Origin of the sequence: Vibrio sp. FF266 (genome assembly GCF_041439695.1) — a bacterium.
GTDB lineage: Bacteria > Pseudomonadota > Gammaproteobacteria > Enterobacterales > Vibrionaceae > Vibrio > Vibrio tasmaniensis_A.
Map to the genome: position 1 here is coordinate 128255 of NZ_JBGOOO010000002.1, position 25204 is coordinate 153458.

The 25204-nt window shown below is 43.2% G+C and carries 24 protein-coding genes; 18 read left to right on the forward strand and 6 right to left on the reverse strand.

The window, feature by feature from the left end; genetic code table 11:
* The first annotated feature begins 88 nt into the window (after nt 1-88).
* The 4 genes from deoC (at nt 89) to deoD (ending at nt 4382) form a co-directional block, all read left to right on the forward strand.
* A complete protein-coding gene (gene deoC / locus ACED59_RS02340) occupies nt 89-865 on the forward strand; it encodes a deoxyribose-phosphate aldolase (RefSeq protein WP_009847522.1) in 777 nt (258 codons plus the stop codon).
* A 108-nt stretch (nt 866-973) separates the two neighbouring features.
* Nucleotides 974-2302, forward strand: coding sequence for a thymidine phosphorylase (gene deoA, locus ACED59_RS02345; RefSeq protein WP_029223773.1), 1329 nt, complete (start codon nt 974-976; stop codon nt 2300-2302).
* A 76-nt stretch (nt 2303-2378) separates the two neighbouring features.
* Entirely contained in the window at nt 2379-3599 is a 1221-nt protein-coding gene (locus tag ACED59_RS02350) for a phosphopentomutase (RefSeq protein WP_029223774.1), read from the forward strand.
* Between the two features lie 63 nt (nt 3600-3662).
* Nucleotides 3663-4382: a purine-nucleoside phosphorylase gene (gene deoD, locus ACED59_RS02355; protein ID WP_009847519.1), complete on the forward strand. Its 720-nt coding sequence runs from the start codon at nt 3663-3665 to the stop codon at nt 4380-4382.
* Nucleotides 4383-4495: 113 nt separating this feature from the next.
* Here the strand turns inward: deoD and ACED59_RS02360 are convergent, their stop codons facing one another.
* Nucleotides 4496-5107 (reverse strand): YtjB family periplasmic protein, encoded by a 612-nt coding sequence (locus ACED59_RS02360; RefSeq protein ID WP_009847518.1) that lies wholly within the window; start codon nt 5105-5107, stop codon nt 4496-4498.
* Nucleotides 5108-5216: 109 nt separating this feature from the next.
* Between ACED59_RS02360 and serB the strand changes: the two genes are divergently transcribed.
* A complete protein-coding gene (serB, locus tag ACED59_RS02365; RefSeq protein WP_009847517.1) occupies nt 5217-6197 on the forward strand; it encodes a phosphoserine phosphatase in 981 nt (326 codons plus the stop codon).
* A 122-nt stretch (nt 6198-6319) separates the two neighbouring features.
* On the opposite strand, the gene ACED59_RS02370 is transcribed toward serB, so the two are convergent.
* Nucleotides 6320-8668: a PilZ domain-containing protein gene (locus tag ACED59_RS02370; RefSeq protein WP_017096670.1), complete on the reverse strand. Its 2349-nt coding sequence runs from the start codon at nt 8666-8668 to the stop codon at nt 6320-6322.
* A gap of 161 nt (nt 8669-8829) precedes the next feature.
* Here ACED59_RS02370 and radA point away from each other — a divergent pair, with 161 nt between their 5' ends.
* Complete coding sequence (radA, locus tag ACED59_RS02375) at nt 8830-10209, forward strand: DNA repair protein RadA (protein ID WP_009847515.1); 1380 nt, start codon at nt 8830-8832, stop codon at nt 10207-10209.
* Nucleotides 10210-10443: 234 nt separating this feature from the next.
* Complete coding sequence (gene fusA / locus ACED59_RS02380; protein ID WP_009847514.1) at nt 10444-12531, forward strand: elongation factor G; 2088 nt, start codon at nt 10444-10446, stop codon at nt 12529-12531.
* A 189-nt stretch (nt 12532-12720) separates the two neighbouring features.
* On the opposite strand, the gene ACED59_RS02385 is transcribed toward fusA, so the two are convergent.
* Both ACED59_RS02385 and ACED59_RS02390 read right to left on the reverse strand, forming a co-directional pair.
* Nucleotides 12721-12933, reverse strand: coding sequence for a VF530 family DNA-binding protein (locus tag ACED59_RS02385; protein ID WP_012604684.1), 213 nt, complete (start codon nt 12931-12933; stop codon nt 12721-12723).
* Nucleotides 12934-13061: 128 nt separating this feature from the next.
* On the reverse strand, nt 13062-13967 hold the full coding sequence (locus ACED59_RS02390) for a LysR substrate-binding domain-containing protein (RefSeq protein ID WP_017096671.1): 906 nt from the start codon (nt 13965-13967) through the stop codon (nt 13062-13064).
* A 99-nt stretch (nt 13968-14066) separates the two neighbouring features.
* On the opposite strand from ACED59_RS02390, the gene ACED59_RS02395 reads away from it, so the two are divergent.
* Nucleotides 14067-14258 (forward strand): hypothetical protein, encoded by a 192-nt coding sequence (locus tag ACED59_RS02395; RefSeq protein WP_017096672.1) that lies wholly within the window; start codon nt 14067-14069, stop codon nt 14256-14258.
* 47 nt (nt 14259-14305) lie between these two features.
* Here ACED59_RS02395 and ACED59_RS02400 read toward each other — a convergent pair whose 3' ends face one another.
* Together ACED59_RS02400 and ACED59_RS02405 are read right to left on the reverse strand one after the other, a co-directional pair.
* A complete protein-coding gene (locus tag ACED59_RS02400; protein WP_017096673.1) occupies nt 14306-15994 on the reverse strand; it encodes an AMP-binding protein in 1689 nt (562 codons plus the stop codon).
* Between the two features lie 90 nt (nt 15995-16084).
* On the reverse strand, nt 16085-16834 hold the full coding sequence (locus tag ACED59_RS02405) for an AraC family transcriptional regulator (protein WP_017096674.1): 750 nt from the start codon (nt 16832-16834) through the stop codon (nt 16085-16087).
* A gap of 193 nt (nt 16835-17027) precedes the next feature.
* Between ACED59_RS02405 and ACED59_RS02410 the strand changes: the two genes are divergently transcribed.
* From ACED59_RS02410 to ACED59_RS02455, 10 genes are all read left to right on the forward strand, one after another.
* Complete coding sequence (locus ACED59_RS02410) at nt 17028-17198, forward strand: Flp family type IVb pilin (protein ID WP_012604678.1); 171 nt, start codon at nt 17028-17030, stop codon at nt 17196-17198.
* Between the two features lie 173 nt (nt 17199-17371).
* On the forward strand, nt 17372-17902 hold the full coding sequence (locus ACED59_RS02415) for a prepilin peptidase (protein ID WP_017096676.1): 531 nt from the start codon (nt 17372-17374) through the stop codon (nt 17900-17902).
* 37 nt (nt 17903-17939) lie between these two features.
* Nucleotides 17940-19289 (forward strand): ATPase AAA, encoded by a 1350-nt coding sequence (locus ACED59_RS02420; protein ID WP_017096677.1) that lies wholly within the window; start codon nt 17940-17942, stop codon nt 19287-19289.
* Nucleotides 19282-20031, forward strand: coding sequence for a Flp pilus assembly protein CpaB (cpaB, locus tag ACED59_RS02425; RefSeq protein WP_017099533.1), 750 nt, complete (start codon nt 19282-19284; stop codon nt 20029-20031). Before ACED59_RS02420 ends, cpaB begins: the two co-directional genes overlap by 8 nt.
* Nucleotides 20032-20039: 8 nt before the next feature.
* Nucleotides 20040-21494 carry a type II and III secretion system protein family protein gene (locus ACED59_RS02430; protein ID WP_012604674.1) on the forward strand — a complete coding sequence of 485 codons (1455 nt, stop codon included), beginning with the start codon at nt 20040-20042 and terminating at the stop codon, nt 21492-21494.
* Entirely contained in the window at nt 21484-21753 is a 270-nt protein-coding gene (locus ACED59_RS02435; protein WP_029223092.1) for a hypothetical protein, read from the forward strand. Before ACED59_RS02430 ends, ACED59_RS02435 begins: the two co-directional genes overlap by 11 nt.
* Nucleotides 21754-21769: 16 nt before the next feature.
* Nucleotides 21770-23038 (forward strand): TadE/TadG family type IV pilus assembly protein, encoded by a 1269-nt coding sequence (locus ACED59_RS02440; RefSeq protein WP_017096680.1) that lies wholly within the window; start codon nt 21770-21772, stop codon nt 23036-23038.
* 2 nt (nt 23039-23040) lie between these two features.
* Complete coding sequence (locus tag ACED59_RS02445) at nt 23041-23469, forward strand: TadE/TadG family type IV pilus assembly protein (protein ID WP_029223775.1); 429 nt, start codon at nt 23041-23043, stop codon at nt 23467-23469.
* Nucleotides 23469-23960 carry a TadE/TadG family type IV pilus assembly protein gene (locus ACED59_RS02450; protein WP_029223094.1) on the forward strand — a complete coding sequence of 164 codons (492 nt, stop codon included), beginning with the start codon at nt 23469-23471 and terminating at the stop codon, nt 23958-23960. The genes ACED59_RS02445 and ACED59_RS02450 overlap by 1 nt, the downstream gene beginning before the upstream one ends.
* A 24-nt stretch (nt 23961-23984) precedes the next feature.
* Complete coding sequence (locus tag ACED59_RS02455; RefSeq protein WP_012604669.1) at nt 23985-25199, forward strand: AAA family ATPase; 1215 nt, start codon at nt 23985-23987, stop codon at nt 25197-25199.
* Nucleotides 25200-25204: the final 5 nt, after the last annotated feature.

Below are 25204 nucleotides of genomic sequence, written 5' to 3' on the forward strand. Positions count from 1 at the left end.
GTGACTACTGAGCATTACTTAAATATCCATCTATACTGGATGGATGGTGAAGTAGTTAACTATTTGAATATATTGATCGGAGATAGAAATGAGCGATTTAAAAGCAGCAGCTCTACGTGCACTTAAACTTATGGACCTAACTACGCTAAATGACGACGATACTACTGAAAAAGTAGTGGCACTTTGTCATGACGCGAAGACTGCAGTTGGCAACACCGCTGCAATCTGTATTTACCCTCGCTTTATCCCAGCCGCTAAGAAAGCGTTGCGTGAGCAAGGTACTCCAGAAGTACGCATCGCGACTGTAACTAACTTCCCTCATGGTAATGACGACATCGAAATTGCTGTTGCTGAAACAAAAGCAGCGGTAGCGTACGGCGCAGACGAAGTTGACGTAGTATTCCCATACCGTGCTCTTATTGCTGGCAACGAAGAAGTGGGTTTTGAGCTAGTTAAACAATGTAAAGCCGCTTGTGGTGACATCACGCTTAAAGTGATCATCGAAACTGGTGAGCTAAAAGAAGAAGCACTGATTAAGAAAGCTTCTCAGATCTGTATCGAAGCAGGTGCAGACTTCATCAAAACTTCAACAGGTAAAGTGCCAGTAAACGCGACTCCAGAGTACGCGCGCATGATGCTTGAAGTTATTCGTGACATGGGCGTAGCTAAAACAGTGGGTTTCAAACCAGCTGGTGGCGTACGTACAGCTGAAGATGCTCAAGCTTACCTAGCGATGGCTGATGAGCTACTAGGCGCTGAGTGGGCAGACAACATGCACTACCGTTTTGGTGCTTCAAGCCTACTGACTAACCTTCTTAATACATTAGAAGTGACAGACGAAACTGCAGATCCAGCAGCATACTAATTTCCCTATCGGGTATAACAATAAAGTCTGTTTGATGGAGTGGTGTTAAGTCACTCCATATTACCTCTTTCCCTACAAACCATACTCACTAGAGTTTGGGAGGCACTAATGTATCTACCTCAAGAAATTATTCGCAGAAAACGTGATGGCGAAGTCCTAACAGCTGAAGAAATTAATTTCTTCATTCAAGGTGTCGCTAAAAACACGGTTTCTGAAGGCCAAATTGCCGCATTCGCAATGGCTATCTTTTTTAATGAAATGACGATGCCAGAACGTATCGCACTAACATGTGCAATGCGTGACTCAGGCATGGTGATTGACTGGAGCCACATGAACTTTGATGGCCCAATCGTTGATAAGCACTCTACTGGTGGTGTTGGTGACGTAACTTCTCTGATGCTTGGCCCTATGGTGGCAGCATGTGGCGGTTTCGTTCCAATGATCTCTGGTCGTGGTTTAGGCCACACTGGCGGTACGCTAGACAAGCTAGAATCTATCCCTGGTTACAACATTACACCAACCAACGATGTGTTTGGTGCCGTAACCAAAGAAGCTGGCGTGGCGATCATCGGTCAAACAGGCGATCTAGCACCGGCTGATAAGCGTGTTTACGCGACTCGTGATATCACAGCAACAGTCGACAACATCTCGTTGATCACAGCTTCAATTCTGTCTAAGAAATTGGCCGCTGGTCTTGATTCTCTAGTGATGGACGTAAAAGTAGGTTCAGGCGCATTCATGCCGACTTACGAAGCGTCTGAAGAGTTAGCAAAATCTATCGTTGCAGTAGCAAACGGCGCGGGTACTAAAACAACGGCAATCCTAACAGACATGAACCAAGTTCTGGCTTCTTCAGCGGGTAACGCAGTAGAAGTACGTGAAGCGGTTCAATTTCTAACCGGCGAATATCGTAACCCTCGTTTGCTAGAAATTACGATGGCATCGTGTGCTGAAATGCTGGTTCTGGGTAACCTTGCAAAAGATTCAGACGAAGCGCGTGAAAAACTGATGGCAGTACTGGATAACGGTAAAGCAGCAGAGTGCTTCGGTAAAATGGTAGCGGGCCTTGGTGGTCCAACTGATTTCGTAACGAACTACGATAACTACCTAGAAAAAGCAGAAATTGTTAAACCAGTGCACGCGCTAGAAAGCGGTGTAGTATCAGCGATGGATACGCGTGCAATTGGTATGGCTGTCGTTGGTATGGGCGGTGGTCGCCGCGTAGCAACAGACAGCATTGATTACGCAGTCGGTTTTGATCGCTTCATTCGCCTTGGCGAAGTAGCAAGCGACGATAAACCATTAGCAATGATTCATGCTCGCAATGAACAACAGTGGCAAGAAGCTGCAAAAGCATTACAAAATGCAATCACTGTGGGCGGAGAATATACAGCAACGCCAGACGTTTACCGTCAGATTCGTTCTGAAGACGTGTAAATAACAGGTATCGGCATACCTTGTGTATGCCGATAAACAGAGTTCTGGTGCAAAGAGCAATAAGTTGGTGAAGAAAATGAAAAGAGCATTTATTTTAGTTTTAGATTCATTCGGTATCGGCGAAACAGCAGATGCGGACACATTCGGTGATGTAGGTTCAGACACTATGGGTCACATTGCTGACCATTGTGAGCAAGGTCTTGCAGACAATGCGGATCGTAAAGGTCCACTAACGCTGCCAAACCTGTCTAAGCTAGGTTTAGCTATGGCTCACAAAGAGTCTACAGGTCGCTTTGCTCCTGGTATGGACGCAGACGCTGAGATCATTGGCGCGTACGGTCACGCTGCTGAGCTGTCTTCTGGTAAAGACACGCCATCAGGTCACTGGGAAATCGCAGGTGTACCGGTATTGTTTGACTGGGGCTACTTCACCGACAAAGAAAACAGCTTTCCAAAAGAACTGACTGACCGCATCCTTGAGCGTGCAGGTCTATCTGGCTTCTTAGGTAACTGCCACTCATCGGGTACAGAAATCCTAGATAACCTGGGTGAAGAACACATGAAGAGTGGCTTGCCAATCTTCTACACTTCAGCAGACTCTGTTTTCCAAATCGCATGTCATGAAGAGACATTCGGTCTACAGAACTTATTAGACCTTTGTCAGATTGCTCGTGAAGAGCTAGAAGACTACAACATCGGCCGTGTTATTGCGCGTCCGTTCATTGGCCCAGGTAAAGGTCAGTTCGAACGTACTGGTAACCGTCGTGACCTTTCTGTTGAGCCGCCAGCGGCGACAGTTCTTCAGAAGTTGGTTGATGAGAAGGGCGGTAACGTTCACTCAATCGGTAAGATCTCTGATATCTACGCAGGTTGTGGTATTACTCAGAAAACGAAAGCAACAGGTATTCCTGCGCTATTTGAAGCAACTAAAGAAGCGATCACTGAAGCGGGCGACAACACTATCGTGTTCACTAACTTCGTTGATTTCGACTCAGCTTACGGCCACCGCCGTGATGTTGCAGGTTACGCAGCGGCACTTGAGTACTTCGATGGCCGTATCAATGAAATCATCGATATGATGAAAGAAGATGATGTACTTATCTTAACTGCTGACCACGGTTGTGATCCGACATGGCCAGGTACTGACCATACTCGTGAACATATCCCTGTGATTGTTTACGGAAACAAGGTTCCTGCTGGCTCTCTAGGCCGTCGCGATACCTTCGCTGATATCGGTCAAAGCTTAGCGTCTTACTTTGGCACATCGCCAATGGGACACGGTACAAGCTTTCTATAATAGTTAACGAAGAGAGAGGGGAACCTCTCTCTTTTTTTTGTTTTGAGATTAAGGATATTTTCAATGGCTACTCCACATATTAATGCTGAAATGGGTGATTTCGCTGACGTAGTTCTAATGCCCGGCGATCCGTTACGTGCAAAATACATCGCTGAAACCTTCTTAGAAGAAGTGGTTCAAGTGTGCGATGTTCGTAACATGTTTGGTTACACGGGTACTTACAAAGGCCGTAAGGTTTCGGTAATGGGACATGGTATGGGCATTCCATCTTGTTCTATTTACGCGACTGAGCTGATCAAAGACTTTGGTGTGAAAAAGATCATTCGTGTCGGCAGTTGTGGTGCAGTGAGCGAAGATATCAAAGTACGCGATGTGGTTATCGGCATGGGTGCGTGTACCGACTCAAAAGTGAATCGTATTCGCTTTAAAGGTCATGACTTCGCGGCTATTGCGGATTACAAAATGGTGCGTGCGGCAGAAGATGCAGCCAAAGCGCGTGGTGTAGACGTAAAGGTTGGCAACCTATTCTCGGCTGAGTTGTTCTACACGCCAGATCCTGAAATGTTCGAAGTCATGGACAAGTACGGCATTGTCGGCGTAGAGATGGAAGCGGCGGGTATCTATGGTGTATGTGCTGAATACGGCGCAAAAGCTCTGACTATTTGTACTGTTTCTGATCACATCAAAACTGGTGAGCAAACCACATCAGATGAACGTCAAACGACTTTCAACGACATGATGGTTATCGCACTCGACTCTGTGCTGCTTGGTGACCAAGACTAATCAGCTAATAGATTTCAAAAAGCTTAATAGATACCGCAAAGTTTAATAGATAACAAAAGCCCCGTTGCTGCCTGAGCTTCGGGGCTTTTTATTGAATTTGTTAAACTAAGCTGTTAAGAGCTGACATTTTTAAGCAGCCAGTTTTCCCCAGACTTAGCCTTTCTTTTACGAATAAGCATGATGAACAACACGCCACTGACAAATCCCATTAAGACCATACCGATCATGTAGCGATCGCTCTTACGGTAGTGATGATCAGAAATAGCTGTCATTTTTCCTGTCTCAAAAGTCACGCGGATAAAGCCAATGATCGTACTCTCTGGAGAGTAAATAGGTTCAACGAGTTGCTGCCTGCCGATACTTGCCGTTGAAAGAGGTGTGTCTAAGCCAAGAACCTCGCGTACCGAGAGCGCTTTTTCACTCGAAGCCAGTCGGATCCCTTCTGCATCGTAGATGGTGGTATCAAATACCAATCGATCCTGAGAGAGTTGGTTAGTGAGCTCTAGCAGGCGCTCTTGGTCTTGCTGAGTGATCATCTTACTGGCTGAAAGTGATGCCTGTGAGATCAGTAGTTTGGTCAGCGTTTCCAACTGTTTTGCTTGGATCTTCTCATTACCTTTACTGATCACTACTGTGTTTTTAATGGTTACCACGAACATAGCAGCCAACAGAATTAGGGCTAGTACTCGTAAAGCGTTACGTATTGAGAACAATGATTCATTCATGTTTCACGAAGCCTGAAATAAACAAATGTTATGATTAAGACATATTGAGACTTGCGTTTTCAAATTGCAATAGGTTAACGTTTAGCATAGTTAATTAGGAATCATACACATGGACGCTCAGAAATATCTGCCGATTAAAAGGCATACGACATTATTAACCCGACTCCCCGAGACACGTTTCGCTTCTCAACTCGCAAAATCTAAAGCCAATTGGATTGTGTTCGGTGAGTACTTATCTCCACAATCATTTGATGACATCGACTTTTTCACTGGTACCTACAACACCATCCTCAATACGTGGAAGGTGGGACATTACGAAGTGGCGCTGATGTCAGGGAACTTAACCCCGGCACACGAAGAAATTTTACAAGCACTGAAGCTTGATTATGCTTGCCTTAGCGAGGTCCCAGACTTATCTAAGCCAGGTTTGATCGTGATGGATATGGACTCCACAGCAATTCAAATTGAATGCATCGATGAGATAGCAAAGCTCGCAGGAGTCGGAGAGTTAGTTTCTGAAATCACAGAGCGTGCGATGCAAGGCGAGCTCGACTTTGAACAGAGCCTACGCCAACGCGTTGGGGCACTGAAAGGTGCGGATGAGTCGATACTGGAGCAAGTGCGCCAGTCATTACCATTCATGCCAGACTTGGTTGAGCTAGTGAATACTCTGAATAAACTTGGCTGGAAGACGGCGATTGCATCGGGTGGTTTTACTTATTTCTCAGACTACCTGAAAGATACGCTTGATCTTGACCACGCTCAGTCAAACACGCTAGAGATCGTCAATGGTAAATTGACGGGTGAAGTATTAGGCGATGTTGTTTCCGCACAGACCAAAGCGGATATCTTGGTAGAACTTGCTGAAGAGTATGAACTGGAACTGCATAACACCGTTGCCGTGGGTGATGGTGCCAATGACTTGGTTATGATGGGTTCTGCCGGTTTAGGGATTGCTTACCATGCAAAACCGAAAGTTGAACAACAAGCTCAAACTGCTGTGCGTTATGCTGGCTTAGGTGGGGTGCTTTGTATCTTGTCAGGTGTATTAGCTAAGCAGCAAAAAATCAGCTGGCAAGCGAAGCCTTAGTCATATTCGTCAAACGCTAAACAAAAGCGCATTTACAACGGACACAAAAAAGCAGGCGATAAGCCTGCTTTTTCTACTTTTAAATCCGATAAGTCGACAAACCGGTAAGTTGATCTGGCTATTTAGTGCGAGAGTTCCAATCGAATCAATACTTCATCGGTAATGTCTTCTATCTCACCATAACCAATAAAAGCGGTGACCTCACTCTCTAACTTCTTCGCTTGGTGCATACTGATGCGAGAAAGCTCGGCTAAGTCTGATTGGAACAAACTGGTTAATGGATTAAAGATAGGGGCGGTTGTGACTCGCAGTACATACACATCACCCAGATCTTGCGCCTTCTTGATGAACGAAATACGTTCTTTCGTAGATGCAAAGTCTTTCACCAACTTCGTATGTACAGATTGAATCTTGTTACCAAACTTTATCGCAGCAATGTATACGTCATGATGTTTTGGCTCTGCACCTTCAATTCTTTTCAGTGGCTCAGCTAATAGTGAATTAGAGTGACCTTTGAAAATCGGTTCCAGTGAAAACTTTTGGTTGTGCCCAAGTTTAGCGAGTAACGCTAGATGCTTGTTCAGCGGGAAGTTCACACCAATGAGCTTACAACGCAACGTTGAGCCCGGCTTATCAATGAAAATTGGATTACTGACCATTTTGTTAAGCAAAACAGTGTGCAGTGATTTAAGCAGTGAATCGGTGGGCAGTATTTCTTGCTTCTTATTTAGCTTACTTTGGTTCTGATCGATAAGCCCATTGAGGAAGGCGATGGTACGCATTGTTTTTGCATTCTCGGTGATAACCAATTGAACATTGCAACCGTTCGGGCTTACACGAATTACATGGTAAGGCACTGTGCTTAATGGCAAGTTTTTATCATAGAGTTGCAGTTCATTGAAATTCACCACAACCGGATCATCAATCTTGAGTACCATTGGGTGTTCAAGGGTAATGCTTAGGCCACGTTTTGATATGTCTACAGTGTGTCCGTTTATTGTTGGGCTATCTTGTGATGTGAGTTGAATTGGTGATTTAAAGCTATATCTCGGTTCTTTACGACGACTTTGGGAATCAAAGTAGATACTTTGAATGTTCCCCACCACCGTTCGCGGATGACGAAAGCGATTAAGGTCACTGCTTGGAATGCGTGGTTTTTCACTTAATAGATAATCGGCAGCACTTTCGTGATCACCGATCTCTTGCAAGATACCGCAATGAGTCAGTTGCGCTGAGCTTTGAGCAAGCGTATCTGAATGCTCAGCTAAGGCTTGTCGCTCAGAGTCGGATAATTCGAAAACCGAGAATTTGAACGCCTTCCAACTTTTACGTTTACCGCCGATGTGCCAGAACAGTTGCCTCTCTTCACGAGAAGCTTCAGGCAGCATCATCGAGTAGAACAAGGTCTTATTTTTATGTTCATGGGTAAAAGAGTAGATAACGTTACTGGTTCCCTTCACGCCAGGCTTAGCGAGTAAGTTCATACGTTGTTCGTTGAACAAAGTACCCAGAGCCTGTTGGTTACGCTCATCATGCCAGTATTGCCATTGGGGATGATTGTTATCCGTGAGCAGCGCGAGCTTCAACTCACTACCACTGAAGAATAGAGGGAGATTACAGGTGTACTTTAGATAGGTGTGTTCAATACCGCGAGTTCGCGTTCGAATGAGCCTATCTTGATTCTCATGGCTGGTTTTCTTGCTGACACTATTTAGAGATTCATCGAGTAAACGAGCCACACTCGTTGTATCGCTGATTCTCATGCATCTTAAAAATTTAACTGCATTGTTCTCGTAGGATTCATCAATACCCAGAATACGAAATTCAACCGCCTCATTAACATCGGCTTCTAGTGACTTTTCAACAAGCTCAGTGAATTTAACACTGATGATTTCCCCTAGGTTGTATTTAAACGCCCTTGGTACCTTGAACTTTGCACCCGACGGAGAAATATCAACTGTCACACCATGCAGGCTTTGTCCTTTTGGTGTGGTGATTTCAACCTGTGAGCTAATCTTGAGCCTGTTTTCTTTGCGTTTTAAATCGTAACCGAGGTTAATGGCTTCTGCTTCATAGGGGCTATCAGCGTTAGTGATATCGTGGTCATCTTGAGAGGATGTTTTAACAATATTACGAAGAGGTTGAATGCGAGGTGTCATCACTAACTCCCACACGCCCTCGGTATAACCTTTAAATTTTTTAGTACCACGTTGATACGCGTTCAAAGCTATGTCATCAAGCCAATGTTTACGCTCGTCTAGCGTGAATTGATGACATTCATTATCAATACGCCCGCGTAAATCAATGCTCTTTGTGCACGGAGCCATGATACGATTCAGTTCCATTTTAACGAGCAGTTTTAGAGACGGTGATTCGCCTTCTGTCATTTGAGAAAGAAGGAATTCGAAATCTTCGGCATGGTAGGCCGGAATAAGTCGTTCTGCTACAGATAGAATTTCAGATTGCTGCATACTTTTCTTGTTAGAATGGATGGTGCGTTATTGTTATCGACGAGTTGTATTTGATCTTTAGGTATTCGTGGCCCTACTGCAACTTTTATTTTCACCTGTACGGTCAACGGGGTCACAAAATAGCAACATTTACCCGTTACTAAGCAAATTATTGAGGTTTTATGGCTAAGGCAAAGCGAGCTTATGTGTGTAATGACTGTGGTGCTGACTTTCCACGTTGGCAAGGGCAGTGCAATGCATGTGGTGCTTGGAACACGATTACAGAAGTTAGGTTAGCCGCTTCACCTCAGGTCGCGCGCAATGAACGACTAAGTGGTTACGCTGGTGGTGCAACTGAATCTTCGGTTCAAACGCTATCGGAAATCGACTTGCAAGAGGTCCCGCGCTTTAGTAGTGGCTTCAAAGAGCTTGATCGTGTACTTGGTGGTGGTGTTGTACCTGGCGCTGCGATTCTTATTGGTGGTAACCCTGGTGCCGGTAAATCAACGCTGTTATTGCAGACTATGTGTCAGCTTTCTTCCCAGTTACCGACACTTTATGTCACTGGCGAAGAATCTCTTCAACAAGTTGCGATGCGAGCATCTCGATTAGGGTTACCAAAAGAGCATCTCAAAATGCTCTCTGAAACCAATGTTGATAAAATCTGTCAGGTTGCAGAAAGAGAGCAGCCTAAGATCATGGTTATCGATTCAATCCAAGTTATGCATGTCGCTGATGTTCAATCGTCTCCAGGTAGTGTTGCTCAGGTGCGCGAATCGGCAACCGCATTAACGCGCTATGCGAAACAGAACAACGTTGCCGTATTCCTAGTGGGACACGTAACTAAAGACGGTACCTTAGCTGGACCAAAAGTACTTGAACACATTATTGACTGCTCGGTGCTGTTAGATGGCGGAACGGACAGTCGTTTTAGAACCTTGCGCAGCCACAAGAACCGTTTTGGTGCAGTGAATGAGCTAGGTGTGTTTGCTATGACAGGGCAAGGGCTAAAAGAAGTTAGCAATCCATCGGCTATTTTTCTGTCTCGTGGTGAAGAAGAAACCTCAGGCAGTTCAGTGATGGTAGTTTGGGAAGGAACGCGTCCACTCCTTGTTGAAATCCAAGCGCTGGTGGATTATTCGCAGCTGGCTAACCCGCGTCGTGTCGCTGTTGGTCTCGAGCAAAATCGACTGTCATTGTTACTAGCCGTGCTGCATAAACACGGCGGCTTACAAATGGCTGACCAAGATGTGTTTGTGAATGTCGTTGGTGGTGTTAAAGTAACCGAAACCAGTGCTGATCTTGCATTGGTAATGGCTTTACTTTCGAGTTTCAGAGACCGCGCATTGCCAAAAGATGTGGTGGTTTTTGGCGAAGTAGGCCTTGCTGGTGAGATTCGACCTGTACCGAGCGGTCAAGAGCGCTTAAATGAGGCGTTTAAACACGGCTTCAAGAGAGCCATTGTACCAGCGGCTAACATGCCTAAAGGTGGCATTCCAGGAATGCAGATCCACGGTGTGAAAAAATTATCGGAAGCAATTAATGCTTTTGATGAGTTGTAATTGAGCTCACTTCAGCTACTCTATACAGCAGAAATTCAGTCTAACTTAAACGCTATTTTCGCTTTAAGTTAGCACTAAACTTAACAATCATTTAGATTGTTTCTTCAGATTGCCTTTTTCTATATGTTAGAAAAAGGCAAAGTTTTTTAGTCCCAAATGCATGCAAAGCTATCAGTCCTCACAGATTGTGATATACTCTGCGCGCATTTTATATCCTATTAACAGAGTAAGACAATGGCAGATTTATCGAAATACAGAAACATTGGTATTTTCGCGCACGTTGATGCGGGTAAAACAACTACCACTGAGCGTATCCTTAAGCTAACTGGTCAGATCCACAAGACTGGTGAAGTACATGATGGCGAATCAACTACTGACTTCATGGAACAGGAAGCTGAGCGCGGAATTACTATCCAATCAGCAGCTGTAAGCTGTTTCTGGAACGGTCACCGTCTAAACGTTATCGATACTCCTGGACACGTTGACTTCACAGTTGAAGTATACCGTTCTCTTAAAGTACTTGATGGCGGTATCGGTGTATTCTGTGGTTCTGGTGGTGTTGAACCACAATCAGAAACTAACTGGCGCTACGCTAACGAATCAGAAGTATCTCGTCTGATCTTCGTTAACAAACTAGACCGTATGGGTGCAGATTTCTACAACGTTGTTGACCAAGTTAAAAACGTTCTAGGTGCAACTCCTCTAGTTATGGTTCTACCAATCGGCCGCGAAGATGAATTCGTGGGTGTTGTAGACCTTCTAAGCCGTAAAGCATACGTTTGGGATGACACTGGTCTTCCTGAAAACTACGAAATCACTGATGTTCCTGCGGACATGGTTGATGACGTTGAGCAATACCGTGAAGAGCTAATCGAAACTGCTGTAGAGCAAGACGATGACCTAATGGAAGCTTACATGGAAGGTGAAGAGCCTTCTATCGAAGACATCAAACGTTGTATCCGTAAAGGTACTCGTGATATCGCATTCTTCCCTACGTTCTGTGGTTCTGCGTTCAAGAACAAAGGCATGCAAGTTATCCTTGATGCTGTAGTAGATTACCTACCTTCTCCAACTGAAGTTGATCCTCAACCTCTAATGGATGAGAACGGCGAAGAAACAGGCAACCACGCTATCGTTTCTACTGAAGAAACTTTCAAAGCGCTTGCGTTCAAAATCATGGATGACCGTTTCGGTGCTCTAACTTTCGTTCGTATTTACTCTGGTAAATTGAACAAAGGTGACACGATCCTTAACTCATTCACAGGTAAAACTGAGCGTGTTGGCCGTATGGTTGAGATGCAAGCTGATGACCGTAACGAACTAACTAGCGCACAAGCTGGTGACATCATTGCGATCGTTGGTATGAAGAACGTTCAAACTGGTCACACTCTATGTGATCCAAAAGACCAAGTAACGCTTGAGCCAATGGTTTTCCCAACTCCAGTAATCTCTATCGCTGTATCTCCAAAAGATAAAGGCGGTTCTGAGAAAATGGGTATCGCGATCGGTAAAATGGTTGCTGAAGATCCATCTTTCCAAGTTGAGACTGACGAAGAAACTGGCGAAACTATCCTTAAAGGTATGGGTGAGCTTCACCTAGACATCAAGGTAGATATCCTTAAGCGTACTTACGGCGTTGACCTAACAGTTGGTGCTCCTCAAGTTGCTTACCGTGAAACTATCACTCAAGCAATTGAAGATAGCTACACGCATAAGAAACAGTCTGGTGGTTCTGGTCAATTCGGTAAGATCGATTACCGTATCAAACCAGGTGAAGCAGGTTCTGGCTTCAAGTTCAACTCAGTAGTTGTGGGCGGTAACGTTCCTAAAGAATTCTGGCCTGCAGTTGAGAAAGGCTTTGCTGGCATGATGGATAACGGCGTACTAGCTGGCTTCCCTACGCTAGACGTTGAAGTTGAACTTTTCGATGGTGGTTTCCACGCAGTCGATTCATCTGCTATCGCATTTGAAATCGCAGCGAAAGGCGCATTCCGTCAATCTATGCCTAAAGCTGGCGCGCAACTTCTTGAGCCTATCATGAACGTTGACGTGTTCACTCCAGACGATCACGTTGGTGATGTTATCGGTGACCTTAACCGTCGTCGTGGCATGATCAAAGATCAACAAGCTGGCGTTACTGGTGTTCGTATTAAAGCTGACGTACCTCTTTCTGAGATGTTCGGCTACATCGGTCACCTACGTACTATCACTTCTGGTCGTGGCCAATTCTCTATGGAATTCGCGCAATACGCACCATGTCCAACTAACGTTGCTGACGAAGTGATTGCAAAAGTTAAAGCAGAAAAAGAAGCTGGTAAGTAATTAGCCCTTTTCTAAATTAGCTAAAAAAGCCCCGCAAGTGAAAGCTTGCGGGGCTTTTTATTGTTTGTAATATACCGCGAGGTGCGAGGTGCGAGGTGCGAGGTGCGAGGTGCTGATGTAGCCCCTAAAAAGTAGACACAGTGGTTGTCCCGTATTTATTCAACACGGGACTGATAAAGCAGGGAGAGACTAACGCTTTAAGTCGATGTAAATCTGCTCTACTTTGGTGCGTGCCCAATCTGTTTTACGCAAAAATTTTAAGCTCGATTTAATGCTCGGGTCTTTTTTAAAGCAGTTGATGTTCACCATGTAACTCAACTCTTCCCAACCGTAATGTTCAACCAATTCAGTCAGTAGCTTCTGTAGAGTGATACCGTGCAGTGGATTATTGTCTTGTGTCATGAGATGTTCTCGCCATTTATTTGAGCTAAGTATACCAGTTTCGCTTTATGAATTATCAGACCATTTAAGCTGGTAGTTTGTGTTTAGTTATTGAAGAACTGCCTATTTCAGGAGTTGAAAGACAAGAGCTAGTTCTCCAATATCTCATTTACTTCTTCATGTAACCAATTGGTAAATGCCGTTATACGCACTTCTCTAGGCGAGTTAGGGTCAAAACATAGATTTACTTGAACGCCAGGCGTCATGCCTATATCAAATGGCTTTACTAACAAGCCGCGTTCAATGAAGTCACCAGCTAAACTGTCTGTTGCAAGGCAAACTCCATGACCAGCCATAACTGTCGTTAATCCCATATCAAAAGTACCTACTTCCATCCATTGAATAGAACTGTCTTGCATCGGAACATTCGCTTGTTTAAACCAACTTTCCCAAGGGAAGCAACCCCCCTCGAATTGAACTAACCAACATTTAAGTAGCTGTTCTGGTGAGGTGAGTTTAAGAGAGTTTGCTAATTCTGGTGAGCAAAAAGGATAGATAGGTTCGTTGATTAGTACCTCAAGAGTTAAACCATCTTCCACACATAGGTCTTCACCTTGTCGAATAGCCACATCAATCTCACCGTGTTTTAAATTTGGGGTATCGCAGCCTGTTAGCACTTTGATCGGGATCTCTGGGTGCTTTACCGAGAACTTCCAAAGCCGTGGTAGTAACCAACGTGAAGCAAATGAAGGAGGGCTTCTAACAACAAGCAGACCTTGAATGGGTTCAGACTGGATCTTGTTTAAACCTAGCAATACCTCTTGAAACCCATCAGAAACATGTTTGAAAAGTGTGCGCCCTTCATGTGTTAAGGCCATAACACGCCCCTTACGAATGAAAAGCTTACATCCAACCTGTTCTTCTAGTTGGCGAATCTTTTGGCTGACGGCTGCTTGGCTAACAAACAGTTCCTCAGCTGCCTTACTGTAGCTATGCAAGCGTGCCGCAACTTCAAAGTAACGGAGGCCTGAAAGGTGACGCAGTCTATTATCCATAACCTCAGCTTATAGTCCTTGTTAATAATGGTTGTTCGCTTATTGAACTGCTTATTTCCATAATAACGACAAATTAATAGGAAAAACAAGAGAGATAAAATGAAAGCAATGACCTGTTGGATTGGCAGATTAGTTACTTATATTTTTCAAGTTAATGATAAAAAAAAGAATAGTAAGGCGGCTAAATCAAGACAAGTTATTAGCTCGGAATCTTTGAGCGATCGGATGAGAAAGGATATCGGTTTGGACTATGAACGTAATGATGCGGCTGATTACACTAAATACTTGTAACTTGAGCTTATGAAAAAGGAGCCGTAATGGCTCCCTCTCGGTTTTGATTATTCTTCCCAAACCACCAATTTATCTTTTGGCCAGTTATGACCGATTTCATGGTATTTCTGCTCAAGGATATGTCGCTTTATCTTGAGAGTAGGGGTAAGTACACCGTTGTCGATGCTCCACGGTTCCTTAATCATCAGTACCCCTTTGATCTTCTCATGCGAGGCTAACTGTAGGTTCATTTTTTCAATGACACGTTTACTTGTTCTTTCATAACGAGCCCGATCAAAATTAGGGAAGTCATGCGGTACCACGAGTAGGATAGGACCAGGTAAACCTAAGCCGATCAAACACATCATTTCTACGCGGCTGTATTCAAACAGTTTGTTTTCGATTGGCACTGGAGCCACAAACTTACCTTTCGCAGTTTTAAAGGTGTCTTTTTTACGTCCCCGGATCGTTAGGTAGCCCTCGCTGTCGATATCACCAATATCGCCAGTATGAAGCCATCCCTCAGAGTTAAAAGACTCTTGGGTGGCTATGTCATTTTTGTAATAGCCAGAGAACATACCTTTGCTTCGAACCAAAATTTCTTCATCTTCTGCAATTTTGAGTTCGATGCCCGGACCAGCATTACCCACAGTACCAATTTTGTCGGCTCTAAACGGGTGATTAATCGTGCTGTAGGCGAAAGACTCTGTCATCCCCCAAGCCTCGGTAATGTGTAGACCAACACTCTCATACCATGCGAGTAGAGCCGGTGATACCGGAGCTGAACCACATCCCAAAACGCGGGCTTGATCTAACCCTAGGCCATCAGCCAGTTTCTTCTTAATGATGTTGTTGATAAACGGAATCTTAAGTAAGAAATTCAGTTTCTTCTGCGGAAGCTTATCTTGGATTCGTTGCTGGAACAGAGTCCATAAACGAGGAACTGAAATAAATAGAGTAGGGCGATGCATTTTCACATCATCAATAAAGGTATCTAAAGACTCCGGGAAAGCAGTGACTATACCGCCCATTACCGATGAGCCAAAGATGTAAACGCGTTCTGTAATATGGGCAAGCGGTAGATAAGAGAACAAGCGATCGCCGGGTTGGATACCAATATGATCGATCAACCGTTGAACTGACCACGTAAAGGCGCCGTATGTGAGCATCGCGCCTTTTGGTAGCCCTGATGTACCCGAAGTATAAACAAGCGACATTACTTTATCATCGTGATGCTGAGGACGCTTAGTTGAGGGTTCATGGGTATCGATGAGTTGTTCGAAAGTATGTTGGCACTTCGCTGCGCTATCGTAGGGAAGTGAGATACTCACCAAGTTTGGATTATCATCCAGTACTTTTTGAGTGGCCTTAGGATCGTCGAGTTTACCCGCAATCACAATTTTACTTTCACTGTGTTCAATACAGTACTGTATGGTATCGGCACCCGCTGTTGGAAAGATTGGGACGCTGACAAAATCTCCTAACATCATGGCAAGATCGCAGATAAACCACTCTGCACAGTTTTTCGATACGAGAGCGACTCGATCACCGGGTTGGGCTCCGAGTCCTTCTAATGCTGACGCCAGTTTTAGTGCTTTGTCGGCCACTTCTTTATAAGTAAACTCAACAAATTGGCGGTTAATAATTTGCTTTAAGTAGACTTCATCTGGGCGTTCTTCTGCCCATTTTAAAATCATGTCATTGGGTGTAGGGAGAGCTGTTGCTTGTTCTTGGCTAAACTCGTTAGGCTGAATCATTGTCTAACTCCATGTTTTTCGCTAAGTTATTTTTGTTAAAATCATGTTAAATGTACCATGATTTTTTCTTTTAGGGAGTAAAATTAGCGTTTATGTTCTTTGTTTTCCGTTATCTGTGCAGGCTCGCCTGTAACTTGCAGGCGTTACTCCAGTCCGTTTCTTAAAAATTCTCGAGAAATATGACACATCCTTGTATCCACATTGATACGCAATGACAGCAATTTTTGATTCGGTATCTGCTTCGATTAACTTTTTGGCAAGTAGAATGCGTTTATCGCACACGAAGTCTCTAAAGCTTACTCCAAAGTGTAGATGAAACTTTTTAGAAAAATAGGTGGTTGAACAGTGACATTTCTCGGCGATCTCTGTTTCTCTGATTTCTTTGTTGATGTTGTCCATCACAAAGTTAACGACTTCGGATGTGAAGGCTTTTACAGGAAGCTGGTTGTTATTGTTTGTGTCTCTGTCGATATCGAAATGGGACTCGAACATATGCTGTGTCTTAGCCTTAAGCTCTTCGAATTGACTGGTCAGATGATTACTGTTTGTTTCTATGATGAAAAATATATTCTTATGATTTCGAACGATATTAGGTAACGGGTCAGAGCAAATAATAACAATTCTTTTGTTCAAATTTTCGCAAATAGATAAAGCCATGGTAAGTAGTTGGATTTTATCAGGGGTATTCAAAATGAAAAATACCAGTCTGACGTCTAAGTTACTGATTATAGATATGTCTTGTTTGAAGTTGGCAATAGAGAAATAGTGACTTATTTTATTGATAATAACGGAGTTGAAATCACTCTCTTTATCCGATAATAACGGGGTTACTATTTTCATACAGATACCCAATGCATTTCATATTCTCTTTTAGTCTAAAAGTGGCTAATTAATGAAGCTTTATATTTAGATTAGAAGTACCACAAAAAAGTGCAAGTAAATGGCAAAAAAATCCTAACCAAATATATCTCTCACCTCTAGATTTACTTTACAGGCAAACAAAGCCTGATACGTAAATCAAGGAGAGGTTCTCATGGATAAGTTTTTGAATAATTGTAAAGAATTCATGAAAGATGAAGAAGGGTTGACTGTTATCGAGTATGTAATTGGTGCAGCGTTACTGGTATTAGGCTTGACCACTATATTTACTGGTTTTGGGGCCGCCCTATCCGCTAAGCTTAATAACATCATTAACAGTATTTAATGATTACTGCCATGGTTGCTCGGAGAGTGAGACAGCAAAAGGGGTTAACGACTATTGAGTATGTCATTGGTGCTGCCTCGCTCATAATTTTTGTCGGGCTAATTTTCTCTGGAATGGCTACGACATTAGTGAGTAAATTTCAAAGTATTATATCGAGCGTATGAATTGAAATTATGATTAATGAGCCTTCTGTTTTTTGGGCATTGCTAATTGCTGTATCGGTATACGATGTTGAGAAACATCGTATACCAAACAAAATATTGATTCTTTTTTTGTTTTTCTATTTTTTATCAATGTTCAACAGCAATTACACCTTTGATAGTTTCTTAATGTCTTTATTTGGGTCGGTCGTATTCTTTTGTTTTGGATTGCTATTCTATTTTTTAAGAGCAATGTCTGCAGGGGATGTGAAGTTATTAGGTGTTGTAGGAATGTATTTGGGGTGGGGACAATTACTCGATGCATCGTACTTTATCTTGGTTTCTTCTGGAGTTGTTGGGGTTTTCTACCTGCTATACAACCTCTCCAACTCGAGCTGTTTTAGTATTAAAAGCTATTTTGAAAATAAGATAATTGTGCTTGGTGGAGCTGCACCAGTCATTGATAAAACAGCTAATTTACATACTCGGTATTCAAATAAAGTAACGATGCCTTTTGCTCCTTCTGTTGTTATAGGGTTAGCGATGTATAGCTACTTTACTTAAATCGGTTGTTGGTTAGCTTTGTGGGGAGACATAATATATGGATATTATAGGGCGTACTGCTCCAACAACCTTGAAGCCACAAATTTCAGCCCCAATCGTCCCTACATCTCTTGATATGTTGGGTGTTCCTGAAGTCGTTATTGAAAATCTCGTACTTAAGCATTTGTCGGCTTACCCAAAATCGGATGTTTTAGAGCTTTCTAATTATTTATGTGTTGTGACTCATATCGTGGAAAGTGCTTTAGCCGTTTTAAGAAAGAAGTCATTAATCGAGGTATTTCAGCCTACTTCTGATATTTCCCTCTCATCTGTGTCACATAGTCATGTTCGTTATTCACTATCAGAAAAAGGGCTTGAAGAAGCGGATCTTGCTTTCAAGCGTGATGCCTATTTAGGCCCCGCACCGGTTTCGCTTACCCAATATAGTGAGGTGGTAAAACAACAAGACTTGAGAGCTGAGTTAGTAACTCGGCCACATGTCGAGGCGGCACTGAATGATGTATATGGTGTCGAAAAAATGATTTCAGTACTTGGGCCAGCAATCAATTCGGGACGTGCTTTGTTGCTGTATGGACATGCAGGAACGGGTAAAACATTTGTCGCGAGCCGTATTGTGAATGCTTTACATACCTCTGTATTTATCCCTTATGCTGTCTATGCTCTGGGTAACATTATCAAGGTGTTTTCGGCGCAACATCATAAACCGTTGGATAGTAACGGCAGCGATCAAAGTATTTCCCTCAAAGATCAGTACGACAAGCGTTGGCTTAATTGTGAAAGACCCAATATCCAGGTTGGGGGAGAACTGACGATGGATATGCTTGAAGTCAATCACTCAGAGAATAGTCGAGTCTGGTTAGCTCCAGTTCAAATGATGGCAAACAATGGTATTTTTATCATTGATGACCTTGGTCGTCAGCCCATGCCTGTGGATGCGCTTCTTAACCGTTGGATAGTACCGATGGAGTACTCATTCGATTATTTGTCGCTGCCTAATGGTCAGCAGATAACGATGCCATTTGTATTAACGCTTGCCTTCTCTACCAATCTAAATCCCAAGAAAATAAGCGACCCTGCCTTTTTGCGTCGTTTAGGTTACAAGATTGAATTCAAGCCACTTAACCAACGAGACTATGAAGCTTTATGGATGAGCGTCGTTGCTGATAGAGAGGTAGAGCTTCAAGATGGATTCTTTGAGCGTTTGTCTCAAATGCACACGCTTCTTAAGGTGCCACTTTTCCCATGTTTACCGAAAGATCTCGTTGGTATAAGCAAAGATATTCTTTCGTTTGAACAACTCCCGCCTGTTATTACCTTCGATATTCTTTCCATGGCATGGGAAGTCTATTTTACCTCTGATGGACACGAGGAAGAAAATAATGAATAAGAGTCAAGTTTTCCTACTGTTTTTACTGTCCGTAGTATTTGGCTTAGCGGCTGTATTTTTTGCTAAGCAGTGGATGGAAGATCAAGTTCAACCAACCGTTGAAGTTGAAACTGTGGAGCGTCATCCAGTCGTGGTGGCATCACAAGAAATTGAAGCTGGAACCATTATTGAGGAGCAGTTCTTAGCGACAAAGTTGATGGAAGTTGATTGGATTAATGAAAATAATTTTTCCGATGCTTCTGAATTGGTTGGCAAAGTGGTGGCCAATACTATTTATGCTGGAGAAGTGCTTCATAAAATGCGTTTTACTATTCCAGGAGAAGGCTCAACGCTTGCTGCATTAATACCTGAGAATAAACGTGCGGTAACAATACGAGTGGATGACGTTATTGGTGTGGCTGGTTTTCTATTACCAGGTAATAAAGTTGACATACTTAGCACTGTTTCTTACAGCAAAAACTCAGCAGCAACTCGTACCGTGTTGAAAGATATCAAGGTATTGGCAGTAGACCAAACGGCAAAAACGAATGAAAACAGTCCTATTATCGTACGAGCTGTGACATTAGAGGTTTCACCTAAAGATGCTGAAAAACTTTTAACAGCGAAGAGTAAAGGCAGTATTCAACTGACACTGAGAAACCCTCATGAAGTTGAGAAAAAGGTTGTTCGTCGATACGTACCTAAGCCGAGTGTGACGATCATTAAAGGTACTCAAGCATCTAGTGTTCGCGTCAAGGATTGAGGTGAGTTATGAAAATAATAATAACGTGTATTTTGAGCTTTGTTTGTTTCTCTACACTGAGCTTTGCTGCTCTACAAACGGGTAAAACGGTAACGGTTCCTCATCACAAATCAACACATGTGGTGTTGTCAGGGAAAGCGAGCAAAGTGTCGCTTGGTGATCCTGATGTACTTGATATTGTGATGTTGAAATCGAGCGAGCTGTTTTTAATCGGAAAAAAATTAGGTGCTACTAACCTAATGGCGTGGGACTCCCGTGGCCAGCTGATTGAATCGATCAACATCGAAGTCACTCATGATCTTAATAGCTTAAAAGCGAAGTTATATGAGTTTCTTCCTGATGAAACTATTGAGGTGCACAGTGCTCAGAATCGCTTGCTGCTGAGTGGGCAGGTGAGTAATCAGCAACAAATGAATGTAGCGATGCGAATAGCAGAAACCTACTCTTCGGGTGAAACAGCTGATGAATCGAAGGAAAGTGGTAGCGAGCAAGCTGCAGCGACAGGTGTTATCAACTTGATGTCTATTGGCGGTGCTCAACAAGTTATGTTGGAAGTGACGGTTGCCGAGGTTCAAAGAAGCTTGGTGAGAAAATTTGATGCAAACTTTCACTTCTTCCAAACGAGCGGATCGAATATTTCTTGGGGGGCGTCGTCAGTTCCTGCTGGTGTTCTAGGGGCTACGCCAATCTTTGATATTCCAACCTCTACTGATTACGGCATTTTAGGCTCGTTTATTGATAGTAATACCCTGTTTACATTCGCTCTGGATGTCGCAAAACAGAATGGTGTGGCGAAAGTATTAGCTGAGCCTAACTTAACGGCATTAAGTGGCTCCAAAGCTGAGTTTTTAGCGGGTGGTGAATTCCCTATCCCTGTGCCAGATGAAGATGGCATTACGATTGAATATAAAGAGTATGGAGTTGGATTAAAATTTATCCCAACGGTTCTGAGTGATAAAAAGATCAATCTAAACTTGGCTGTTGATGTGAGTGAAATTGCCAATAGCAGCTCGTTAACGATTGACCCAGGAACAACCAATGCGACCTACTTTATCCCACCAATTACTCGTCGAAGCGCGTCATCGACGCTTGAGCTAGCCGACGGACAAACTATTGGTATTGCTGGATTGCTCAGCGAGAATGTTAGGGATGTGAGTAACAAAATGCCGGGTATTGGTGATGTCCCCATCTTAGGGCAACTCTTTAATAGTCAAGAGTATGTATCTGGTGAAACAGAACTTGTCATTCTTGTTACCCCTCGACTTGCGAGTCCTATTGACCGAAGTAAAGTAACGTTACCAACAGACGCCTTTGTTGACCCGAATGATTTGGAATATTACTTATTAGGTCGAAGCGCTTATATCGCTGAACCGTCTGAATCGGATTCAGAGCAATCTCAAGCTTCACAGGGAATATCACCAACAGATGGTGGTAGCGAAGGCTCATTTGGACATGATTTATAAGGAGATAGATATGATTAGAATAATGATGGTCTTTCTCGTAATGGTGTTAGTTGGCTGTGCTAATGATGCTCGTTTAGGGCATTCGGTAGCACTCGTAAAAACGGAACAAACGTATAACCCTAATGCGACCCAAGAGAATTTACTCGTGGTACCGGATGGTACGGGGGAGCGGATGCAGACTGGTTACGATAGATATGTAGGCAGAGGTGAAAACGAACTGTCTGGAAGTAGTAGCCAGATCTTAGAAGAATTTAACTAAATCTGGAGGTACTCATATGTTGTATCGAGTATCAAAAAGTCCCAGAAAACAGCAAGGCTTAGTTGTCGTATTAGTTACCGCTGCTTTGCTTGTTTTCTTAGGGGTGTCAGCGTTGGCTGTAGACGTTAACCATATGCTGGTTAATAAAACACGCTTACAAAATGCTGTAGATTCAGCGGCGTTAGCTGCGGCAACCATACTGGACAATAGTAAAGACAAAGATGCGGTGGATGCTGAAATAGTCACTGCGCTAAATGCAATGGCAGGGTCAACAGGGAATCATGAGATTGATTTTACCACCGCTTCCATAAACATTGATTACTCTAACGATCCTCAGGATTTTACTGGCACAGCCACCTTCGGTGAAAACGATGATGTATATGTGCGCGTTCGAGTTGATTCGTTGGATATGGATGAATTCTTTATTCAAATGTTTGGATTAGTAAAAGAGGTTTCAGCAAGTGCCGTCGCTGGGCCAAGCTCTGGGCAAGAGGTTGTTAATAACGTTGTGCCAATTGGTGTTTGTATTGGTGACGGAACTTCGGATAACGACGTCGATCCTGAAGATGGATATCATGACGTTACAGGCGATGCAATAACGAGCGTGTTTGGTTATGAAGTCGGGACTGTCCATGCATTGAAGGTGGGTGACAGTAGCTTATCTGAAATGGGTAACGGTAATTATCATCTATTAGACTTTGGGTCTGGTGGTAAGGCTATAAAAGAGGGGTTAGGTGGTAGTTATGACCAACCTGTTAAAATTGGTGAAGATATCACGACCAAACCTGGCGGCACGGTTGGCCCAACAGGCGATGGTTTGAATACTCGTTTTGGTGATTACGGTGGTGGCTTATCAGCATCAGATTACCCTTCTGACTATGTAACTACAGAGCCTAGCGATGAGATTACGATTGACGCTAGTACTGGAGATATCGATTTTGATGGTACTTACAACTATGCGCAATATGAAGCTGATACCAACGCATGTATAGCAAATAACGGTTCAGGGTGTGCCGCTAATGGTGTTGCTTGGCGTCGTATTTTACCGATACCTATGATGGATTGCTCAGGTAAAAGTGGCGGTGCCACTGACTTTACTGTGAATAAAATTGGTTGTTTTTTCTTGTTGCAAAAAGCACCAACTAATAACTCAGGTACGCCTGCCGTCTTTGGTGAATTTATTCACTCCTGTAGTGTTGTTGGTGGTTCAGGCAGTACAGAATCAACAACGGAAGGAACTTATAAGATTGTTTTGTATAAGGATCCTGATAGTGGGGAGTCTTGATTATGAAACCTTTAATTAAATCTAATCGTGGCTTTGCTGCTATCGAGATGGTAATCGCGACTCCTGTATTGCTATTTTTCCTTATATTAGTGCTTGAGTTAGGCAATATGATGATTCACTACAATGTGATATCTAAATCCGTTCAAAATGGCGCCCGCTATGCGGTTAGTGAGGTCTATGGAACCAAAGGTGGAACGCTGGCTCCGTCGTCAGAAATACAGAATGTGGTGGTTTATGGTCAAAACACCGCAGGAACAGCGCTATTGTCGAATTTAGTTGTTTCTGACGTGACAGTTAGTCCACCCAATACAGACAGCTATGTGCGTGTGAGTGTGACCTACAATTATATTCCTCACTTTGTGTCGATCCCGTTTTCCTCGGCGAGCTTTTCTATTCCGATTAGTGTCTCTTCGATAATGAGGGTGTTGTGATGAAACGGTACAAAGGGCGCATTAAAGGCATCGCTATTATCGAATTTACCATAGTGTCTTGGCTCGTTTTTCTTTTGGTTTTCCTTATTTTAGCGCTGGGTGCTTACATATTTTCGCTTCAAATGGTGAGTGAGGCGACCAGAAAAGCAGCAAGGTTAGCCACGGTTTGCTACGTTGCAGATAGGGACAATATCGCGGGAATGGTTGTTGCTGATCTCCCTCTTGTTGGTTTTACCGCGGCGAATTTGGAAGTTGCATATTTAGATGTGAGTGGGAATGAAATTACATCTGGTTATGATACGGATCCTGTCTTTAGTAGCATTAAATTTGTAAGGGCACGAGCGACAGGGTACGGAATTCAATTAATTGATAATTTGAGTTTTTTAGGTACGAGTGGTTACTTGGCTGCTCCCTCATTTGAAACCATCTTACCTGCAGAAAGTTTAGGTGTGGTAAGGGCGGACTCCGAAACTCGGAATCGGTGTCCATAAGTTATTTTATACAGGAGTAGCGGTATGGGGGAAGCGATCAAAATCACGCCTAATGAGAACGATATTACGCGTTTGAGAACAAACCTAAAAGTCTGGTTGATCTACAGTACTGAGGGTTTTCTCTCACACATGAGCCAAGAGCTGAAGAAATGTCGAAATGTGCATGTGACATCATTTTCTCTCGGAGCAATGAGTGAGGAGTACTTAAAAAGTGCCGATGTTCCAGAACTTATTTTTGTTGAAGCACATGGCAACTGGGCTCAAAAAATGGTTGAGCTACAGGGTTATGATCTATCGCTAGAAGAACAAGATTTATCTTTAGTTGTACTCGGTGATGAAAGTGACAATGGCTCATTAAAAATCGCGCTGCGTCTAGGGGCTTCTGATTTCTTATCTCACAACGTGACGCTTTCTGATTTGCTCCCGCTGCTCAAGAAAACGGCGGCCGAAAAGCTTGAGAACTCAAGCTACGGTGAGTTTATTCTGTTTTTAAACACCAAGGGGGGAATGGGGGCGACCACCTTGGCGTTGAATACCGCTATTGAGATGGCCAGTCAGCACCCCGGTGAGGTTTTGTTACTTGATATCGACCTTCAATTTGGTGTGATTCCTGATTATTTAAATATTGTTCCTACTTATAGTGTTTCGGATGCGATCAATAGTTCGAATGACCTAGATGAAATATCGTTGGGAACTTTGGTAAATAAGCACGAATCTGGCTTACATGTTCTAAGCTTTAAGCATGAGAACAATGCTGATGACTTTGAACAGGCACAGAAAATAGGCCGATTGCTTCCTATATTACGCCGTTTTTACCCTTATGTGATCATTGACCTCTCTAGAGGATTAGACCATGTGTTTGCATCCGCAATATCACCAGCAACAAAGGTGCTTCTTGTTTTGCAACAGAGCCTAGTGTCAGTCAAAAACACCAGTCGACTCATTAAGTCTCTGAAATTTGAGTACGGCTTACAAAGTGATTCTATTGAGGTCATTCTGAACCGTTATGAAAAGCGACACTCAATTAAATTAAAAGATATTGAACAGGCGGTAGGTAAGCATGACATACACCTTATGCCTAATGATTTCAAAGTTGCATTAGAGAGTGCCAACTTGGGGCAACCGCTAGTTCAGTCGAGAAAGAAAAGTTCTATTACTCGCTCTATTATCGATTTGTCACACATTCTTTCACCACCAGAGCAGGAAGAGAAAGGGTGGCTGAAAAAGCTGTTTTCATAATGGGT

Bases quoted from the DNA above. Each gene is read 5' to 3' on its own strand.
- deoC (WP_009847522.1), top strand. From the start codon at position 89: ATGAGCGATTTAAAAGCAGCAGCTCTACGTGCACTTAAACTTATGGAC.
- deoA (WP_029223773.1), top strand. From the start codon at position 974: ATGTATCTACCTCAAGAAATTATTCGCAGAAAACGTGATGGCGAAGTC.
- ACED59_RS02350 (WP_029223774.1), top strand. From the start codon at position 2,379: ATGAAAAGAGCATTTATTTTAGTTTTAGATTCATTCGGTATCGGCGAA.
- deoD (WP_009847519.1), top strand. From the start codon at position 3,663: ATGGCTACTCCACATATTAATGCTGAAATGGGTGATTTCGCTGACGTA.
- ACED59_RS02360 (WP_009847518.1), bottom strand. From the start codon at position 5,107: ATGAATGAATCATTGTTCTCAATACGTAACGCTTTACGAGTACTAGCC.
- serB (WP_009847517.1), top strand. From the start codon at position 5,217: ATGGACGCTCAGAAATATCTGCCGATTAAAAGGCATACGACATTATTA.
- ACED59_RS02370 (WP_017096670.1), bottom strand. From the start codon at position 8,668: ATGCAGCAATCTGAAATTCTATCTGTAGCAGAACGACTTATTCCGGCC.
- radA (WP_009847515.1), top strand. From the start codon at position 8,830: ATGGCTAAGGCAAAGCGAGCTTATGTGTGTAATGACTGTGGTGCTGAC.
- fusA (WP_009847514.1), top strand. From the start codon at position 10,444: ATGGCAGATTTATCGAAATACAGAAACATTGGTATTTTCGCGCACGTT.
- ACED59_RS02385 (WP_012604684.1), bottom strand. From the start codon at position 12,933: ATGACACAAGACAATAATCCACTGCACGGTATCACTCTACAGAAGCTA.
- ACED59_RS02390 (WP_017096671.1), bottom strand. From the start codon at position 13,967: ATGGATAATAGACTGCGTCACCTTTCAGGCCTCCGTTACTTTGAAGTT.
- ACED59_RS02395 (WP_017096672.1), top strand. From the start codon at position 14,067: ATGAAAGCAATGACCTGTTGGATTGGCAGATTAGTTACTTATATTTTT.
- ACED59_RS02400 (WP_017096673.1), bottom strand. From the start codon at position 15,994: ATGATTCAGCCTAACGAGTTTAGCCAAGAACAAGCAACAGCTCTCCCT.
- ACED59_RS02405 (WP_017096674.1), bottom strand. From the start codon at position 16,834: ATGAAAATAGTAACCCCGTTATTATCGGATAAAGAGAGTGATTTCAAC.
- ACED59_RS02410 (WP_012604678.1), top strand. From the start codon at position 17,028: ATGGATAAGTTTTTGAATAATTGTAAAGAATTCATGAAAGATGAAGAA.
- ACED59_RS02415 (WP_017096676.1), top strand. From the start codon at position 17,372: ATGATTAATGAGCCTTCTGTTTTTTGGGCATTGCTAATTGCTGTATCG.
- ACED59_RS02420 (WP_017096677.1), top strand. From the start codon at position 17,940: ATGGATATTATAGGGCGTACTGCTCCAACAACCTTGAAGCCACAAATT.
- cpaB (WP_017099533.1), top strand. From the start codon at position 19,282: ATGAATAAGAGTCAAGTTTTCCTACTGTTTTTACTGTCCGTAGTATTT.
- ACED59_RS02430 (WP_012604674.1), top strand. From the start codon at position 20,040: ATGAAAATAATAATAACGTGTATTTTGAGCTTTGTTTGTTTCTCTACA.
- ACED59_RS02435 (WP_029223092.1), top strand. From the start codon at position 21,484: ATGATTTATAAGGAGATAGATATGATTAGAATAATGATGGTCTTTCTC.
- ACED59_RS02440 (WP_017096680.1), top strand. From the start codon at position 21,770: ATGTTGTATCGAGTATCAAAAAGTCCCAGAAAACAGCAAGGCTTAGTT.
- ACED59_RS02445 (WP_029223775.1), top strand. From the start codon at position 23,041: ATGAAACCTTTAATTAAATCTAATCGTGGCTTTGCTGCTATCGAGATG.
- ACED59_RS02450 (WP_029223094.1), top strand. From the start codon at position 23,469: ATGAAACGGTACAAAGGGCGCATTAAAGGCATCGCTATTATCGAATTT.
- ACED59_RS02455 (WP_012604669.1), top strand. From the start codon at position 23,985: ATGGGGGAAGCGATCAAAATCACGCCTAATGAGAACGATATTACGCGT.